This is a genomic window from Methylomonas sp. DH-1 (assembly GCF_046097555.1).
Taxonomy (GTDB): Bacteria; Pseudomonadota; Gammaproteobacteria; order Methylococcales; family Methylomonadaceae; genus Methylomonas; species Methylomonas koyamae.
Genome location: NZ_CP143089.1, coordinates 3784589 through 3801275, shown reverse-complemented (window position 1 = coordinate 3801275; position 16687 = coordinate 3784589). Strand labels below are relative to the sequence as shown.

Genomic DNA, 16687 nt, shown 5'->3' with positions numbered 1-16687 from the left:
CATGTTTGACGTCGTTCCTCCGATTACGCTTCGCTAATCGGAGCTACGCGGGCTGAAGATGCAAGAAGCAACATGATTTATAACAATGGCATTGTGTGGGACTGGCAACCGTTAGCAGGCTGGTGAAAAACTCGAAAAGCCAAGTAGGCTAAGGCATAGATGAGCCGCCAACTGTTAAAATAGGCTACCTAAATTTGGAGCCTTTCAATGCGCGGACACGATGCCATTCAAAGTAGCTGGTTCAGCTACGTTAGCCTGGAAGAACGTATTCCCAAACAGCATCCGTTGCGTCGTTTACGTCTACTCGTCGATGGCGTATTGACCTCTATGAATGCCGTCTTTGCCGAGCGTTACTCGCACACTGGCCGCCCGTCGATTGCGCCCGAAAAACTGCTGCGCGCCTTGCTGTTGCAAGTGCTGTACACCGTTCGTAGCGAACGCCAGTTGATGGAACAGCTGGACTACAACCTGCTGTTTCGCTGGTTTGTCGGTCTGGGCATCGACGATGCTGTCTGGGAACGCAGCGTGTTCAGCGCCAACCGCGAACGGCTGCTGTCCGAAGCGCTGAGTCGCGAATTTTTTGAGCGGGTACTGGCCATAGCCGAATGGCAAAACCTGGTGTCCGACGAACACTTCAGTGTCGACGGCAGCCTCATTGAAGCCTGGGCCTCGCACAAAAGCTTCGTTAAGAAAGACGGCAGCGGCCCGGACAAACCCGCCGGCCGCAATCCCGAGGTCGACTTCAGCGGCGAAAAGCGCAGCAACGCCACCCACCAAAGCACGACAGACCCGGAAGCGCGGCTCTACAAGAAAGGCGAATACACCGAGGCCAAACTGCGTTACATCACCCATGCCTTGTCCGAGAATCGCAACGGCCTGATTGTCGATGTCGAAACCACCCAAGCCACCGGCACCGCCGAAATCGAAGCCGCGCAAACAATGATCAAACGCCGTGTGCCCAAAGGCGGTAGCGTCGGTGCCGACAAAGGCTATGACCAACCGGCTTTCGTCAACGGACTCAAGGCGCAAGACATCAAAGCCCATGTGGCCCGGAAAAAGACCGGCAGTGCCGTCGATGGCCGCACCGCGCGCGGCAAAGGTTACGCCCAAAGCCTCAAGCGCCGCAAAATCGTCGAAGAAGCCTTTGGCTGGGTCAAAACGGTCGGCGGCCTGCGCAAAACCCGTCACATCGGCTTAGCCAAAGTCGCTGGCCAAGCCTTGTTTTGCTTCGCCGCCTACAACCTGACGCGCTTGCTCAACCTATTGGTGTTCACGCCGAAACCGGCGTGGAGTGCGCCCACCTAGGGTGAAGTACGCCTGAAAACCGTCCACAGACGGCTTCAGGCGAATAAAAAGCCCTTGAAACAGGGGCAAAACGCTTGAAACTCGATGTCATGACCGATTTCAACACGAAAAAATCACGGCAACCGTGGGTAAGGGGAAATATCAGTGGGTTTTTCACCAGCCTGTTAGGCCTTTTCAGATGAACCTGTATCTTTCAGAATTCTCCGCGACGAGCGATATTGAGCGGTCCGCTACCTACGCAGAAGCAACACATGCTGTTATTTCGTTTTGCGGCAAAAACTCTGTTCATTGTTGGCGCAGTAACGAGTTCACTGACTACACTGAGATTGAAAAGCGCATTAAAGGCTCTGACATTTTCGTCGCATTAGTAGATCAGTACTGGAATTCGTCAACTTGGAAAGGGCATGAATTTGTGTATTCAAGCGGTGGCCCAAGCATGGTTGACGGAATAAAGGGTAAACAGCTTACTAAACGGATCGCTTTTCTTGTTGATGGTATTGAGTTCCCCTCCTGCTTGCATAGGGCCCTTGAACCAATAGTGGTAGTGAGCAACATTTCAGCGTTAAACGATGCCTTGGCCCAAGCGCTGCCAGCCTAACATGACGCTCAACCTCGCTCTCTTCGGTCGCGGGGCGCCCCCTTGGTCAATTGGTCTTCCAATGCCATATCGGTTACGTTGGACTACATTAAAGTCTTAGCGCCGCACCTCCAGGATCAGGTTAAAAGGGGTTTCCGCCGCCCGGCGAATATGGGTGAAGCCCGCCTTGCGGAACACCTCGGCCAGACGTGCTTCGCCCGCCTGCGCGCCGAGTACGCGATGCCCGCCGTCCGAAACGGCATGGGCGCAGCAAATCGTGGTCGAGGCGGCATAATACAAACGCGCTATCGGCGAGATATTGTCTTCGACGCGGTCGTTGGCGAAGGGCTCTATGAGCATCACCGTGCCATCGGCCGCCAGAGTGCTGGCCGCGTGCCGGGCGGCGGCGTCCGGATCGCCCATGTCGTGCAGGGCATCGAAGAAGCAGATCAGTCCGTAGTGTTTGCCGGGGTAATCCGCGGCCCGGGCCACCTCGAAACGGACCCGCTCACCCGGGTTAGCTTCGCCGGCAAGCTGCCGCGCTTCGGCAATCGAAGCGGCGTGCGCGTCAAAGCCGTGAAAGCGGGAGCGCGGGAAGGCATCGGCCATCAACAGCGTCGAGTGGCCATGGCCACAGCCAATATCGGCCACATTGATGCCGGCCTCTAGCCGTTCCACCACGCCGTCGAGCGCCGGTAACCACGCCGACACCAGGCTGCCGCGATAGGCGTTGCGGTAGAAGGCCGCCACGCCGCAAAACAGGCGGCCGTTGTGATCGGCCCAAGCGACGCCCTGACCAGTGCGGAATGCCTCGATTGCTTTCGCTTCGTCGAACCACATCGAGGCCGGTATGTTCCAGGCGTGGGGGAGATAGACCGGGCTGTCCTCATCGGCCAGTACCATTGCCTGCTCGGCAGAAAGTTCGTAGGTTTGGCTGACGGCGTGATAATCGACGTAGCCGCCCGCGGCCTGGGAATTCAGCCACTCGCTGACGTAGCGTTCGGCGCAGGCGGTTCGTGCCGCCAGTTCCTGCGCACTGATCGGACCGGCGCCGACCATGGCCTGGTAAAGTCCGAGCTTGCCGCCCAGACTCACCATCACGCCGCCGTAGCCGGCGGACAGGTCGCCGACGGCGCGGGTGATAAAATCGTTCAGTTTCGTTTGATCGATGGCGGGTGTGTTCATGGGCTTTGTCTTCTGGGTGCGGTTGCTGGGTTGCGATCTACGCGCACAGCATCGCAAAGGCGGAGGCTTGCGCCCAGAGCCGGAATCACCCGGAATCGGTTCATTTGTGCCACACCGCGGCCGCAAACACCTGCAACAGGATAAACCACATGACCAAGCCCTTACCGCCCGCCGGACCGGACCCACGCCACGTCAGCCTGGTCGCGTTGCCCGATGCCGTGATCTCCACGCTGACCGGCATCTTCGATGTCATGAACGCCTTCGCGCTCACCGACATGTTGAACACTGGCGTAGGCGCGCGCGAGCCATTTCAGGTCGAGATCGTCGGCGAGGCTGTCGGCCCCCTTCAACTGGCCAGCGGCATCCCGATCAATGTGCAGCGCGCGTTCGCCGACATCGAAACCACGGATATTGTGATCGTGCCTTCGCTGCTGCTGCGTCCCGGTGGCTGGGAGAAGGGACGCTATCCAAAATTGCTGGACTGGGTCCGTTCGATGTACCAGCGCGGAGCGGTGTTGTGCTCGGCCTGTTCGGGCCTGTTTTTGCTGGCCGAGACCGACTGTTCGATGGCAAGAACGCGACGGTGCACTTCGGCTACGCACGGGCGTTCTCGGCCGTCTATCCCGCCGTGCCGATTCACCCGGATCGCGTGCTGGTCATCGCCGGCCGGCGCGAAGAGCTGGTGTGCTCCGGCGCATCGACGAGCTGGCACGACTTGGTGCTTTACTTGATTGCCCGCTATGCCGGCGCGACTGCCGCCCAGGAAGTTGCGCGGATGTTCGCGTTGCAGTGGCACCAGGACGGGCTGACGCCTTATATGGTTTTCGAGGGCAACAGCGATCACGGCGATGCCGAGATCCAAAGCGCGCAGCGTTGGCTGGATACGCATTTCCCGGTCGCCAACCCGGTGGAAGAAATGATCAAGCGCTCGCCGCTCGCCGAGCGTACGTTTAAACGGCGCTTTGCCAGCGCGACCGGCCTGGCGCCGATTGCTTACGTCCAGCGCCTGCGCGTGGAGGACGCCAAACGCAGGTTGGAGCGGACCGAGGCCAGCATCGACGAGATCAGTTGGCAGGTCGGCTACGAAGACCCGGCCTTTTTTAGGCGCCTGTTCAAGCGCACGACAGGCATGGCCCCCGGCGCCTATCGCAAACGCTTCCGCATGCCGGATTTCGCTCGCCGCTAGCGGCGGATCGCCAGGGCCGTAGGATGTGCCGAACAACGTGAAGGGCATCGTTCGCGATCGGTGCGGTTCGTAAACGCACCATACCTTACGGCCTGCTTTGGGCGGATCAACGCCGGGCAAAACTCAAGATGCGGTTTTGGCTGCGGAAGACTCGCAGGCAATTGCCGGTTTTAACCGCAACAAGGCGGAACGGCGCGTGCCCGCTCAACCCGGCCGGCGGCTTAACCTGGGCTTAGGCATTGGCTATACTGCTGGCTTTAGGACACAGGCCAATGCCGTTAAGTTAAGGATCGGGCCGGCTGGTTCACATCCGGTAGGAGCAGGCCATGCCTGCGACCGAAGGCGATTGGTCGCGGGCATGGCCCGCTCCTACCATCATTAACTTAACGACATTGGGACACAGGCGGGGACGGAGCGTGGCGACGAAACGAAGGTTGGCGATTATCGGCGCTTTAATCGCCGTTGGCGCGGTCGGCTTGGGCTGGCAGGGAAAACGCAACGGCGCCGACCCGGAACGGTTGCTGTTGCACGGCAATATCGATATTCGCCAGGTCGATTTGAGTTTTCGCGACCCGGAGCGGATCGAACGGGTCGAGGTGCAGGAGGGCGAGCGGGTCTCACGTGGCCAGTTGTTGGCAACGCAAGCGCTGGAGCGCTTTCAATATGCCAAGGACCAGGCGGCCGCGACGCTGGCGGTACGCCAACACCAACTCGACAAACTGTTGCACGGCTCCCGGCCGCAGGAAATCCGCAAAGCCGGCAACGACGTCAAAGCTGCCGAAGCCGCGGTGGTGCTGGCCGAAAAGGAATTGGCCCGGATGAAATCGCTGGTCACGCGCAAACTCGGTTCGGTGGAGTCGGTCGATAAGGCCAAGGCCCAGTACGACTCGGCGCGGGAGAATTTGCAGGCCTTGCAGCAGCAATACGCACTGACCGAAATCGGGCCTCGGCGCGAAGATATCCGGGCGGCCCAGGCTCAGGTCGAGGCCGACCGCGCCGCGTTGCAATTGGCCGAGAAAGCCTGGAACGACGCCCACTTGTACGCGCCGCAGGACGGCGTCGTGCAGAACCGCATCCTGGAACCGGGCGACATGGCCGGCGCGCAGACGCCGGTGTTGACGCTGGCGCTGACGCAGCCGCTGTGGGCCAGAACCTATCTGGCCGAAACCGATCTGGGCAAGGTCCGCCACGGCGCGCCGGCCAGCGTCTATAGCGACAGCTTTCCCGGCAAAGCCTATCCCGGCTGGGTGGGTTATATCTCGCCGACCGCCGAATTCACCCCGAAAAGCGTCGAAACCAGCGAATTGCGCACCAGCCTGGTCTACCAAATCCGGGTGTTCGTCTGCGATAGCCAAGACCAATTGCGGCTGGGGATGCCGGTCAGCGTCACTATCGATACCCGGCAGCCGCCGTTGGCGCAACCGGGCTGCGACCCGCGGCCGTGAATTCGCCCGTTAGCGGCTTTGCACTGCGCTTTGCGGCGGTCAGCAAGGCCTTTGCCGAATCCGGCCCGGCCCTGCGCGACATCGATTTGGCCTTGCCGGCCGGCGGCATCACCGCCCTGGTCGGACCGGACGGTGCCGGCAAAACCACCTTGTTGCGTTTGGCTGCCGGCTTGTTGTTGCCTGATAAAGGCCGTATCGAAAGCTTTGGTTTGGATAGCGCAACGGCCGGCGGCCAGTTGCATAGCCTGATCGGTTACATGCCGCAGCGCTTCGGGTTGTACGAAGACCTCAGCGTGCAGGAGAACCTGCAACTGTATGCCGATCTGTACGGCATACCGCAACACGAACGCCACAGCCGCTTCGCCGATTTGATGCGGATGACCAACCTGGCCAAGTTCGGCGACCGTCTGGCCGGCCGTTTGTCCGGCGGCATGAAGCAAAAGCTGGGCTTGGCTTGCACCTTATTGAACCGGCCGCGCTTGCTGTTGTTGGACGAACCGTCGGTCGGCGTCGATCCGGTCTCGCGCCGCGAGTTGTGGCAGATCATCGCCACGCTGGTGGCCGAATTCGGTGCCACGGTGTTGCTCAGCACCGCTTACATGGACGAAGCCGAACGCTGCCAGCGTGTGGTGTTGCTGGACCGCGGCGAAATCCTGCACCAGGACGCGCCGGCCGCATTCCATGCACTGGCCCGGGATTGTAGTTTCCTGCTGTCCAGCCCCTGCACCTCGAACCGGGCCTTGCAACAACGCTTGGCGGCGCACCCCGACGTGGTCGACAGCGTGGTGCAAAGCGGCGCGGTGCGCACCGTGGTTAGACCGGGTAGCCGGCCGGATTGGTCCGAGTTGTTTCCTGGCGCCGAGACCGTGATCAGCCGGGCGGTGGCGCCGCGTCTGGAGGATGCCTTCATTTTGTTGCTGACCCGGCGCCGCAGCAACGCACCGGATGCGGAGACGGTTTGTTTCAACCCTCACGGAGCCGGCACCAAGCTTGACGGCATGCGAGCTCCGGTGATCGAAGTCGATCAGGTCGATCGTTGGTTCGGCCGGTTCCAGGCCGTAAAAAAACTGTCGTTCCAGGTCGGCCGCGGCGAAATCTTCGGTTTGCTGGGTGCTAACGGCGCCGGCAAGACCACGACCTTCCGCATGCTGTGCGGCCTGCTGCCGGCCAGCAACGGTCGCTTGCGGGTGGCGGGGCTGGATTTGCGCAGCGCCGCGTCGCAAGCGCGGGCGCGGCTGGGTTATATGTCGCAAAAATTCTCGTTGTACGGCCAATTGTCGGTGCAACAGAATCTGGAATTCTTCTCCCGGGCCTACGGCCTGCATCAAGGCCGGCGGCGGGAGCGGATCGCTTGGGCGGTGGCCCAGTTCGGTTTGCAAGACTTTTTGGAATATAACAGCGCCGATCTGCCCTTGGGCTACAAGCAGCGCCTGGCCTTAGCCTGCGCCTTGATGCACGAACCGGAAATCCTGTTTCTGGACGAACCGACGTCCGGCATCGACCCGCTGGCGCGTCGCGAATTTTGGGCCAGGATCAACCAATTGGCGGCGCAGGGGGTGACGGTCTTGGTCACGACCCATTTCATGGAAGAAGCCGAATATTGCGACCGCTTGTTGATCATGCGCGAAGGCGACATTTTGGCGGCCGGCACGCCGGCCGAGATCAAGCAGCGCAGCCGGATGGGGGGCGCCGAGCCGGTGGCGACGATGGAAGACGCCTTTATCCGGCTGGTCGAAGCCGGCGGCGGGCAAAGCGGATGAACGGTTTCGGCTTGCGTTTGCGCGGTTTGATGCGCAAGGAGTTCCTGCAAGTCTGGCGCGATCCCAGCAGTCTGGCGATTGCGTTCGCGATGCCGGTATTTCTGCTGCTGCTGTTCGGTTACGGCGTCTCGCTCGACGCCAAGCAGGTGCCCATCGGACTGGTCATCGAGCAAACGTCGCCGGCCGCGCGCGAATTCGCCGGCGGTTTCGAGCAATCCGACTATTTCGCGCCGCGTTATTTCGCCAATCTGCCCGAGGCCGAAGCGGCCTTGTTGGCCCGGCAAATCAACGGCATCGTTCATCTGCAGAGCGACTTTGCCCGGCGCTTGCAGGTGAATGCGCCGGCGCCGATTCAAGTGATTCTGAACGGCGTCGACGCCAATACTGCCAGGCTGGTGTCCGGTTACGTGCAGGGTGTGTGGGACAAATGGCTGGCCGCCCACGCCGAACGCAACGGCCAAGCCGGCAACCGCGCCGTGCAACTGGAAGCGCGGGTCTGGTTCAATAGCGCGTTGCGCAGCCGCAATTTTCTGGTGCCGGGTCTGATCGCCGTAATCATGACGCTGATCGGCGCGTTGTTGACCGCGTTGGTGGTGGCGCGGGAATGGGAGCGCGGCACGATGGAAGCGCTGATTTCGACGCCGGTGACGGTGCGCGAAGTCTTGCTGGGCAAACTGCTGCCGTATTACCTGCTGGGCATGGGCGGTATGTTGCTGTCTATCGGCATGGCGGTGTTTTTGTTTCAGGTGCCGCTGGCCGGCTCGCTGTGGGTGCTGCTGCTGGCCGGTACCTTGTTCTTGTTGGCGGCGTTGGGCATGGGTCTGCTGATCTCGATTGCCGCGAAAAACCAGTTCGTCGCCGGCCAGATTGCGATCATCGTTACCTTTCTACCGGCTTTCATCTTGTCCGGTTTCATTTTCAACATCGACAGCATGCCGCCGGCGGTGCAACTGATTACCCATCTGGTCGCGGCGCGTTATTTCGTCGCGATACTGCAAACGGTATTTCTGGCCGGCGACGTTTGGGAGGTGATCCTGCCCAATGCGCTGGCCTTGTTGGCGATGGCCGCGGCCTTTTTGGCTCTGGCCTTGTGGCGCGCGCCGCGCCGCTTGGAGTAAGCCATGTGGTGGCGGGTTTATGCATTGTTGGCCAAGGAGTTTTTGAATCTGCTGCGCGATAAGAAAAGCCGCTTCGTGCTGATCGTGCCGCCGCTGGTGCAATTGTTCGTGCTCAGTTACGCCGCCACCTTCGATTTGAATCAAATGCCGATTGCGATTTACAACGAAGACAGTGGCCAAGCGTCACGGGATTTGATCGCCCGCTTTACCGGCGCGCCGGCGTTTCGTGAAGAGCTGCGGATCACCCGGCAGGAACAGATCGCCGCGGCGCTGGACAGCAGGCAGGTGCTGCTGGTGCTGCACATCGGCCGCAATTTCAGCCGCGATCTGCTAGGCGGGCGGCAGCCGGCCAGTTTGCAAGTATTGCTGGACGGGCGCGATTCGAATACCGCCCAAATCGCCCAAGGTTACCTGCGCTCGGTGCTGAGCCGGTTCAACAGCGATTGGGCGGCCAGCCGCGGCCAGACCAGTCCGCCCGCGGAACTGGTGCTGCGGGCCTGGTTCAACCCGAATCTGGAAAGCCGCTGGTTTATCGTGCCGGGCATCGTCGGCCTGTTGACCCTAGTGGTGACGATGACGGTGTCGGCCTTGTCGGTGGCGCGCGAGCGGGAGCAGGGCACCTTCGACCAGTTGCTAGTGACGCCGTTTACCCCGACCGAAATTCTGCTGGGCAAGGCGATACCGGGCCTGATCATCGGCGTGCTGGAAGCCTCGCTCAGCATTTTTTTCGCCGTGTTCTGGTTCCGGGTGCCGCTGTTGGGCAGTCTGCCGGCGCTATATCTGGGGATCGTGCTGTACGTGTTTTCGGTGATCGGTGTTGGCCTGATGATTTCGTCGCTGTCGCTGACCCAGCAACAAGGCTTGCTCGGCGGCTTTCTGGTGATCGTGCCCGGCGTCATTTTGTCCGGCTACGCCACGCCGATTGAAAACATGCCGGAACTGGTGCAGCAATTCACGCTGATCAACCCGCTGCGCTATTTTTTGGTCATCATCCGCGGCGTGTTCCTGCAAGGCTTGCAAACGGCCGATTTGCTCGACCAATACTGGCCGCTGGCGATCATCGGCCTGTTCTGCCTGAGCTGCGCCGGCTGGCTGTTTCGCAAGCGGCTTTACTAATCGCATTGGCCGGGAAAAACTCCTGAAATTTCCCGGAATAAGAGTATTCCCTTTAATTGGGAAGAATTCCTGCGTAGTGAAATAAGAGAATGGGTTGGCATTTTTTTATTCACGTCACCTTCAGGAGTTTTTATGAAATCTGCCGTTTTCCGTGCCGTCGGCTCCCTGAGCCAATGCATCGATTTGGCTCCGGCGCATCCGGCCAACGCAGCCAGTCTGGATATTGACTTCTCCTACCTGTAATGGCTTGCAATAAAAAAACCGCGAATCAGCAATAGGCGCAATTTTCTAGCGGAATTAAATGCAACTGACGGGCATTCAAATCGAGAGTATTTGCAACTGAAATATGTCGCTGGCCATCGGCGGTAGCATCGACTGCCCGTCTGACATAGTTTTGGACAAATACAATCGCTGGGCGACTAAGCCAGTGCATGCCCTGGGATGACGGAGCGCCATTTTCGAAGGGATGAAGTCGGAGCCGGACGATGCCAGCCTGATAGCCGCGCCCACCTCGACCAAAAACAAAAACCAGCCGCCTGACCCTGAAATGCATTCCAGCAAAAAAGCAATCAATGGTATTTCGGCAAAAATTTCACATTGGTGTCGATCACGAAACCGGCTTGGTACATACGCTCCAAATTACCTCAGGCAATGTCAGCGATGTCGCTGAAGTCATCGACTTATTACTACACAGCGATGCGGGCTATCAAGACTTGGCCAACGGTCCGAAATGCCGACCGGAAACCCTCTCGCCTGCGCCGTTGCGCGGCGTTCCGGGCAAACCGGCCAAAGCCCACGAAAGGGGATTGCGAACAGGCCCTATTACTGCGTGAGGCGGCTCACGAGCCGGCCAGCCGCCGCGCCAAAGTCGAGCACGTGTTTTGTGCAATTTGGCCTCAAACAATGCTTTTTATTGTCGGTATTACGTTTTAGTTCTTACGTTATTAGACAAGGCAAAAGTTGGCGTAAACCGGAATTTATGCGATCCAAACGAGGATGTTAAGTCAATTAAAAATTTTAATCGTTTAGTTGTATTCATAAGCGCATAAATTCGCGCAAAGGCCGGAGAATGAATGAGGACTGGCTTATCTGCGGCTACATATATTATGAAAAAGTATTTTATTGCAGGTATTGTGTTTTATAGTGGAATTAGCGCTACGTTGTTTTCTTTTAAAGCAAAGGCAAATGAAAGTGCAGACGTTGAGGCAGAAGCTATAGTTTTGGAAAGCGGGCAATTACCCCTTGAAAAACAAACGCAAGGCTCACAACAGCCCCCAAAGCCAGAAGCGGAACCTGAAGCTCCGCAATACTCGGAGCCGCCAAATCAAATACCGGATAACTCAACTGATCAGCAAAAAGATATTACTCAATTAGAAGACGTTGTAGTTACAGAGCGTCGTCTTCGCATTATCAAGCCTCTACCGGGATTGGCAATCGATCGCGGTATGTCAACCACCAATATACAAAGTGCATCTGGTAAAGAATTGGCCGAATCCAAAGCTCTGAATGTAACAGAGTTTTTGAATAGTCAAATGCAATCGGTTAGCCTCACGGACTATGCGGGCAATCCTTTTCAGCAGGATCTCAATTTTCGCGGGTTTACTGCATCACCTGCTATCGGAACGCCTCAAGGCATTTCGGTTTATATGGATGGTGTGCGCATTAACGAGCCATTTGGCGAGATTGTAAATTGGGGATTAATTCCCATGAATGCATTAGCCAGTTTGGATTTGATTCCCGGGACCAATCCCATGTTTGGGTTAAATACTTTAGGCGGTGCCTTGGCATTAAGAACCAAAACCGGCTTCAGTGACGAACATGCCAGAGCGCAAATACTGGGGGGGAGTTGGGGCAGGCTGCAAACGCAGATTTCTAACGGCATAAATAACGGCACTTTCGGGTTATTTACTGCCTATAACCACTTCAAAGAAGACGGTTGGCGCGATAATTCGCCTAGTAATATCCGGCAATTGTATAACCAGCTAACACTTAGATTACCTTTTGGCGAGATGAATGTCAGTGCGCTTAATGTAGATAACAAACTAGTCGGTAATGGCTTGATACCATATGAATTGGCTGAAATAAATCGAGAAGCCGTGTTTACCTCGCCCGACGAATCCATAAATGACATGGGGCACTATAACGTTAATGCGCAAGCTTATTTAAGTGATGCCATCAGTCTGTCAGGTATGGCCTATAAACGTAAGATAAAGCAATCGGCGGTTAATGGTGATATTTACGATACTTACAATGCTTTGCAAGGGCGTGTGGCGGATGTCGAATATATAAACGGCGTATTCAATTTATCTAATTTAAAGCAAAATTCTGAAGGTTTGGCCTTGCAAATCACATTCGATTCAGAAAAACATCAAATGGTGCTTGGCGCAACATTGGATAAAAATAAAATTCAATTTTTACAGGGGCAAAAGTATGGCGAGATTAACGATACATCGCATGTCGTGACACCGGTCAGAGACGAGGCTTATTCCATCGCGGGTTTGTATGCGGCAAATTTTCCTGTCATTAGAAACGATCTAAATGGCCAAAGTACAACAAAAAGTATCTTTTTTACGGATACCTGGTCACCGCTTGATAGCTTACATATTACTTTTGGCGCACGTTATAACTGGACTAATGTAACCAATAACTTGAAATCAGATCGCGGCAACGATTTATACCAATTTGAAGTTGACCCGAATCGGCCTAATCGAGGATTGCTAGACCCCCTCCGACAACGTTGCGCCGTAAATTCAGCTGATTTTCGTGGCCGCTTTATTTGTAGTGAGGGAGATTACAATTATGAAAGCTTCAACCCTGCTATTGGTATTGCCTGGGAAGCGAAGCAGGATTTGACTGTTTATGCCAACGTCAGCAGAGGCGCAAGAACGCCTAGTGTCATTGAATTGGGCTGTGCTAACGATAAAACCAAAGACAATAGTCTCGGCAGCACCAACTATCAATATGGTTGTTCGATTCCCACCGCATTATCATCTGACCCTTATTTAGAGCAGGTGCGCTCCACTGCATTTGAGGCAGGTTTTCGCGGTGCTACCGACATGTTGCAATGGAACGTGGGCTGGTTTCGTACCGATTTAACAAACGATATTTTATTTGTGCCGCTTGGCCGCAAAAACCGGGGTTTATTTGATAACTTCGGGGAAACCAGGCGTGAAGGCCTTGAGATGGGGCTGGATTGGACGTTAGATAAAGACAAGCTGCATTTGAGCTACACATTTTTAGAAGCGACCTTTGAATCTGCTGCGCGCACTATCAATGAAAGCAATAGTAGCAACACCGCGCCAATAACCTTGCAGGCTTATAACCAAATAGAACCTGGTGATTCTTTACCAGGCCTGCCTAACCATATCATTCAAGCGGCTTGGAATCATCAGTTTAACGACAAATTCGACTTCACAATTAGCATGATTGCGCACTCATCAGCCTTTGTGCGCGGCAACGAAAACAATGAGCATCAACCAAGAGCCGCCAGTAACGCCATTGGTGGTGGCTTTAATCGCGACCCAAACGACTATATCGGTGGAGGTCAAACCGCGGGTTATATCGTATTTAACTTGCGAGCGAATTATAAGTTTAATAAAAGCATTACCCTGTTTGCCAAAGTAGACAATTTGTTTAATAAAAAATATGCCACTGCAGGTGATTTAGGTCGCAATAGCTTTGACGCAGCCGGTAACTTTATTACTGATTCCGATTCGTGGAATAAAACCACCTTTATTGGGCCTGGCGCGCCTCTGGCAACGTGGATAGGGTTTGATGTCGATTTGGACTGGGCAGAGTTTAAATAAAAAATAAGGGATTCTATTCAACACCTTTTTATAAAAGGCAATTGAAGGGAATTTATTCAAACAATTCTCACATCAGCAATCCAAGTATTGCCATGTCGCCATCAATGAGGGGAGAGGTAGACCGGTCATCCCAAGGAAATTGGAATGCCGGTCAAAAGAAGATGGTAAAAAATAAACCGAGAACGAAGTCTTAACCGACCTTACCAGCCCTTAGCAAACCCATACCGAGCAATCCGCTAACAAATAGTGGTAACGCTGCTGGAACGGGTACGGGGGCTAATACGTCAAGACGATACGAGTTCGAGGTGCTCACTGAATTGCCCCAAAAGCCGCTCGCGGCAACACCGCGTAAGGAAGGATCAGTGTTGGTCGTTCCACGAATTTTGATCCAGGCGTAAGCATCCGGCAAACTCGGATTATTGCTATTGGCGACCGGATTGCCAAGCAGGCTAGCCACACTGATATTAGTTAAACCGGCCCCATTGAAGATATCAATGGTGGAACTCTTGCCCTGGGTCAGGCTGTTGCCATTAAATGAGGTTCCGCTGAAGTTGTATTCCTGAGCAAAAAACTGCCAACCATTGGTAGCGCCGCCTTCTTGCCACTCGATGCCTCCACTCAAAGGTGTGCCGCTGACGTTTGCCCAACGATTTCCGACACCTGCACTGTCGTATCCATTAAGGCCATTCTCTTCGTTATCCATAGTGCCCGGAAAATTCAGCTCGAAAGCGCCGATCCAGGTGGTGGTGCCTGCCACACCGCTACCGAACTGATTCGTTCCAAGATTTGTGATTGTTGCTCTAACGCCCCCAGAGCCCTCCCCCGCTGCGGCCAGTTGAGTCGGCGTGAGTATGTCTGCAAGGTCTGTAATGGTCAGTGAGGCGACAGGAGATACGCCCGCACTGCCATGCGTATTGGTGGCAATATAATTGAAGTTTAAGTTAACCGTGGCTGACCATGCACTGGGGACATTTAAAGCAAACCCGCCAATCAAGGTTAAATATTTAATCGAATTTTTCATGACTGCTATTTATGAGTTAGTTATCTGGAATAACGAATGTTGTTGAACAAGATTGTTCGCGCGCAATTTTCAGGAAATTTAAAACCAAAGACCAGGGAATATTTCCTTTTTTTGGGTTTTGCAGAGGAAAATCATTGTCATCTTAATCCGCGTCTCAATAGCTACAGGAAAAAATCCTTATTTTATTACTGTCCATTCCCCGCGCTCTCAAGCCTAGTTACTGTTTAGTGTCGGGAAAAATTCCTTTTTGCTTTCTCGGTAACATGCTTGCGCAATCTCAAGGGGGTGTTTGTGGTAATTTAAGGTCCGCATATTCAGTAATATAGTCTTATTTTAGAGCTCTATTTTTATGCGGGAATTTTTTTTGTTCTGATCACAAATTTCACTCAATATAATGAGTTTTGCAATTTACTTATTTGTGAATGAATCAATAGTGATAAAGAGCGATTAATAAAGAATTTTAATTTATTACAAACAAAGTGGTCATTGATTTTTTAGGAGACGTCCATGAAAGTGAAGTTAAAAAACTTAGGCATGCAGGCCTTACTAGCAACAGCGTTTTTTGCAGGTTCAGCAACATCTCAAGCGGGTACTTTTGTGCCTTTAACTAGTGGCCTTAACGGCAGTTTAACCACAGCTAATGGCGGCATAATAACTGGCGCAACTAATTTAAATGCGGATAAATTGTATTTAGACACCCTTTCTGCGACCTATCTAAGCGGTTTTGATCCTACGAATTTATCAGGTGAAGTGGTAGCCACTTCGCTGAACTATCGCGCATTTAAATCAGGCGCCCAAGATATTTTGGGTACCTTGACTTTATTGGACTGGCGAGTAACGCGTGATGTGACACTGGCGCAGCCTAACCAATTCGATTATTTCGATTTCGTGTATCGCGACAGTGCAGACAACAAACTGGTATTTGGCACACGCGCACTCAATCAACTTGATAACAATGAGGAGGTAAACTTTCTATTCCGCTATGGCTTTTCCGGATTTGAAACAGCATCAGCCTGGACCTTTTCAACTGATAATGACTTAAGGCAGTATCAGGCGGCGCGCACTGATAGTTTAAGCACCAGTGCGACTTTACCTTTTGATGCCGATGCCGTTCGTCAACGAAGCGATATAAGCCTGTCTGAAGGTAATCCTTGGAGTGGATTGTTTCTCGTGAAAACGGATGCAACTGATTACATCTTGGGCGATAAAGCCATCGGTTTTGGCCAAGCTGGCGAAGAAGGCCAAGCGGTTGTACGAGGGTATATCGGCGGTTATATTCCAGCTGCCATTCCAACTGCCCCCGTCCCTATACCGGGAGCTTTTGCCCTGATAGCAACAGGTTTGGGTTTTTTGAGTTTATCAGCACGTCGAGGAAATAAAGCTTAGTGGTCTGATGCAATAGTTTGTGTTTGACGGGTTGGGCGTGGATGTCGGTGCGTTTGCTCATGATGCTTGGGTGCCGCGTGCCCGGGACGTAATGGGTTGACGGGGCTGGGCCAATTTGTAACCGATGTGCCGCGCCTATTTCAGCCAGTAGTCGGCTTGTTCCCGGCTGGCCAGGTCGTTGCTGGCGGCATGGATGCGGTACAGCATATATCGGGCATGCGGTTGGCCCTGGCGCGCCGCTTTCTCGAACCAGTCAGTTGGTAGTGTTCCTGGTTGACGGTGACGAACACCACTTTGTTGGCGCCGGCGACTTCGGCCAGTTTTTCGCTGTCGATTTGTTTGCCGTCTTGGGAGTTTGTCGACAACTGTTCTATTTGGTCGACGCTCATGTTGTTGGGCAGTTGGTCTTGAAAGGTCAGGTTGCCCATGCCGCCCATCTGGCTGTTGCGGCCGTCGCGGTAGCCGTAGGCGCGATTGAAGCCGTAAGCATTGCTGCCGTGCAAGCCGCCGTAGCCGCCGCCGGCACCGCCAAAACCTCCCATGCCCATGCCGCCGAAACCACCCATGCCGCTGCCCATCACTGGATTGAAGCTGAGCCGCACCCGCGGTGCATAGAGGTTTTGAATGGCCATGGCAATGGCGATGACATTGGGCGTGCGCAGTTGGAAGACTTTGATGTTGTCGTCCTGGCCCAGCATCAAGTCTTTGCTGTACTGGTCCTTGGTCATCAGTCGGTAGGTCACCCGGGCCGTCATCGTCCTAGCGATACCATAGGTCGCTGA

13 protein-coding genes and 1 pseudogene are annotated in these 16687 nt (G+C 54.8%); 11 read left to right on the top strand and 3 right to left on the bottom strand.

Annotation, left to right across the window (positions count from 1 at the left end; all coding sequences use genetic code 11):
- Positions 1 to 207: 207 nt before the first annotated feature.
- Together VXJ35_RS17300 and VXJ35_RS17295 are read left to right on the top strand one after the other, a co-directional pair.
- A complete protein-coding gene (locus tag VXJ35_RS17300) occupies positions 208 to 1305 on the top strand; it encodes an IS5 family transposase (protein WP_064019980.1) in 1098 nt (365 codons plus the stop codon).
- Positions 1306 to 1483: 178 nt separating this feature from the next.
- The gene (locus VXJ35_RS17295) at positions 1484 to 1903 is read left to right on the top strand and encodes a hypothetical protein (RefSeq protein WP_064022517.1); all 420 of its coding nucleotides are present in this window, start codon (positions 1484 to 1486) and stop codon (positions 1901 to 1903) included.
- A gap of 96 nt (positions 1904 to 1999) precedes the next feature.
- Here the strand turns inward: VXJ35_RS17295 and VXJ35_RS17290 are convergent, their stop codons facing one another.
- The gene (locus VXJ35_RS17290; protein WP_064022516.1) at positions 2000 to 3067 is read right to left on the bottom strand and encodes a class I SAM-dependent methyltransferase; all 1068 of its coding nucleotides are present in this window, start codon (positions 3065 to 3067) and stop codon (positions 2000 to 2002) included.
- 149 nt (positions 3068 to 3216) lie between these two features.
- Here VXJ35_RS17290 and VXJ35_RS17285 point away from each other — a divergent pair, with 149 nt between their 5' ends.
- The 8 genes and pseudogenes from VXJ35_RS17285 (at position 3217) to VXJ35_RS17250 (ending at position 13498) form a co-directional block, all read left to right on the top strand.
- The gene (locus tag VXJ35_RS17285; RefSeq protein WP_197495878.1) at positions 3217 to 3798 is read left to right on the top strand and encodes a DJ-1/PfpI family protein; all 582 of its coding nucleotides are present in this window, start codon (positions 3217 to 3219) and stop codon (positions 3796 to 3798) included.
- The gene (locus VXJ35_RS17280; protein WP_197495876.1) at positions 3786 to 4253 is read left to right on the top strand and encodes a GlxA family transcriptional regulator; all 468 of its coding nucleotides are present in this window, start codon (positions 3786 to 3788) and stop codon (positions 4251 to 4253) included. The genes VXJ35_RS17285 and VXJ35_RS17280 overlap by 13 nt, the downstream gene beginning before the upstream one ends.
- A gap of 416 nt (positions 4254 to 4669) precedes the next feature.
- Complete coding sequence (locus VXJ35_RS17275; protein WP_231914774.1) at positions 4670 to 5698, top strand: HlyD family efflux transporter periplasmic adaptor subunit; 1029 nt, start codon at positions 4670 to 4672, stop codon at positions 5696 to 5698.
- On the top strand, positions 5695 to 7458 hold the full coding sequence (locus VXJ35_RS17270; protein WP_157198212.1) for an ATP-binding cassette domain-containing protein: 1764 nt from the start codon (positions 5695 to 5697) through the stop codon (positions 7456 to 7458). Before VXJ35_RS17275 ends, VXJ35_RS17270 begins: the two co-directional genes overlap by 4 nt.
- Positions 7455 to 8576 (top strand): ABC transporter permease, encoded by a 1122-nt coding sequence (locus VXJ35_RS17265; RefSeq protein WP_064022514.1) that lies wholly within the window; start codon positions 7455 to 7457, stop codon positions 8574 to 8576. The genes VXJ35_RS17270 and VXJ35_RS17265 overlap by 4 nt, the downstream gene beginning before the upstream one ends.
- A 3-nt stretch (positions 8577 to 8579) precedes the next feature.
- A complete protein-coding gene (locus tag VXJ35_RS17260; protein ID WP_064022513.1) occupies positions 8580 to 9692 on the top strand; it encodes an ABC transporter permease in 1113 nt (370 codons plus the stop codon).
- A 484-nt stretch (positions 9693 to 10176) separates the two neighbouring features.
- Positions 10177 to 10399: pseudogene (locus VXJ35_RS17255) on the top strand (transposase); the annotation flags it as partial.
- A 399-nt stretch (positions 10400 to 10798) separates the two neighbouring features.
- Positions 10799 to 13498, top strand: a complete 2700-nt coding sequence (locus VXJ35_RS17250) for a TonB-dependent receptor (protein WP_082881107.1) — start codon at positions 10799 to 10801, stop codon at positions 13496 to 13498.
- A 190-nt stretch (positions 13499 to 13688) separates the two neighbouring features.
- Here the strand turns inward: VXJ35_RS17250 and VXJ35_RS17245 are convergent, their stop codons facing one another.
- A complete protein-coding gene (locus VXJ35_RS17245; RefSeq protein WP_064022510.1) occupies positions 13689 to 14519 on the bottom strand; it encodes a hypothetical protein in 831 nt (276 codons plus the stop codon).
- Between the two features lie 507 nt (positions 14520 to 15026).
- On the opposite strand from VXJ35_RS17245, the gene VXJ35_RS17240 reads away from it, so the two are divergent.
- Complete coding sequence (locus VXJ35_RS17240) at positions 15027 to 15905, top strand: hypothetical protein (RefSeq protein ID WP_064022509.1); 879 nt, start codon at positions 15027 to 15029, stop codon at positions 15903 to 15905.
- A 140-nt stretch (positions 15906 to 16045) separates the two neighbouring features.
- Here the strand turns inward: VXJ35_RS17240 and VXJ35_RS17235 are convergent, their stop codons facing one another.
- Entirely contained in the window at positions 16046 to 16660 is a 615-nt protein-coding gene (locus VXJ35_RS17235) for a hypothetical protein (protein ID WP_064022508.1), read from the bottom strand.
- Positions 16661 to 16687: the final 27 nt, after the last annotated feature.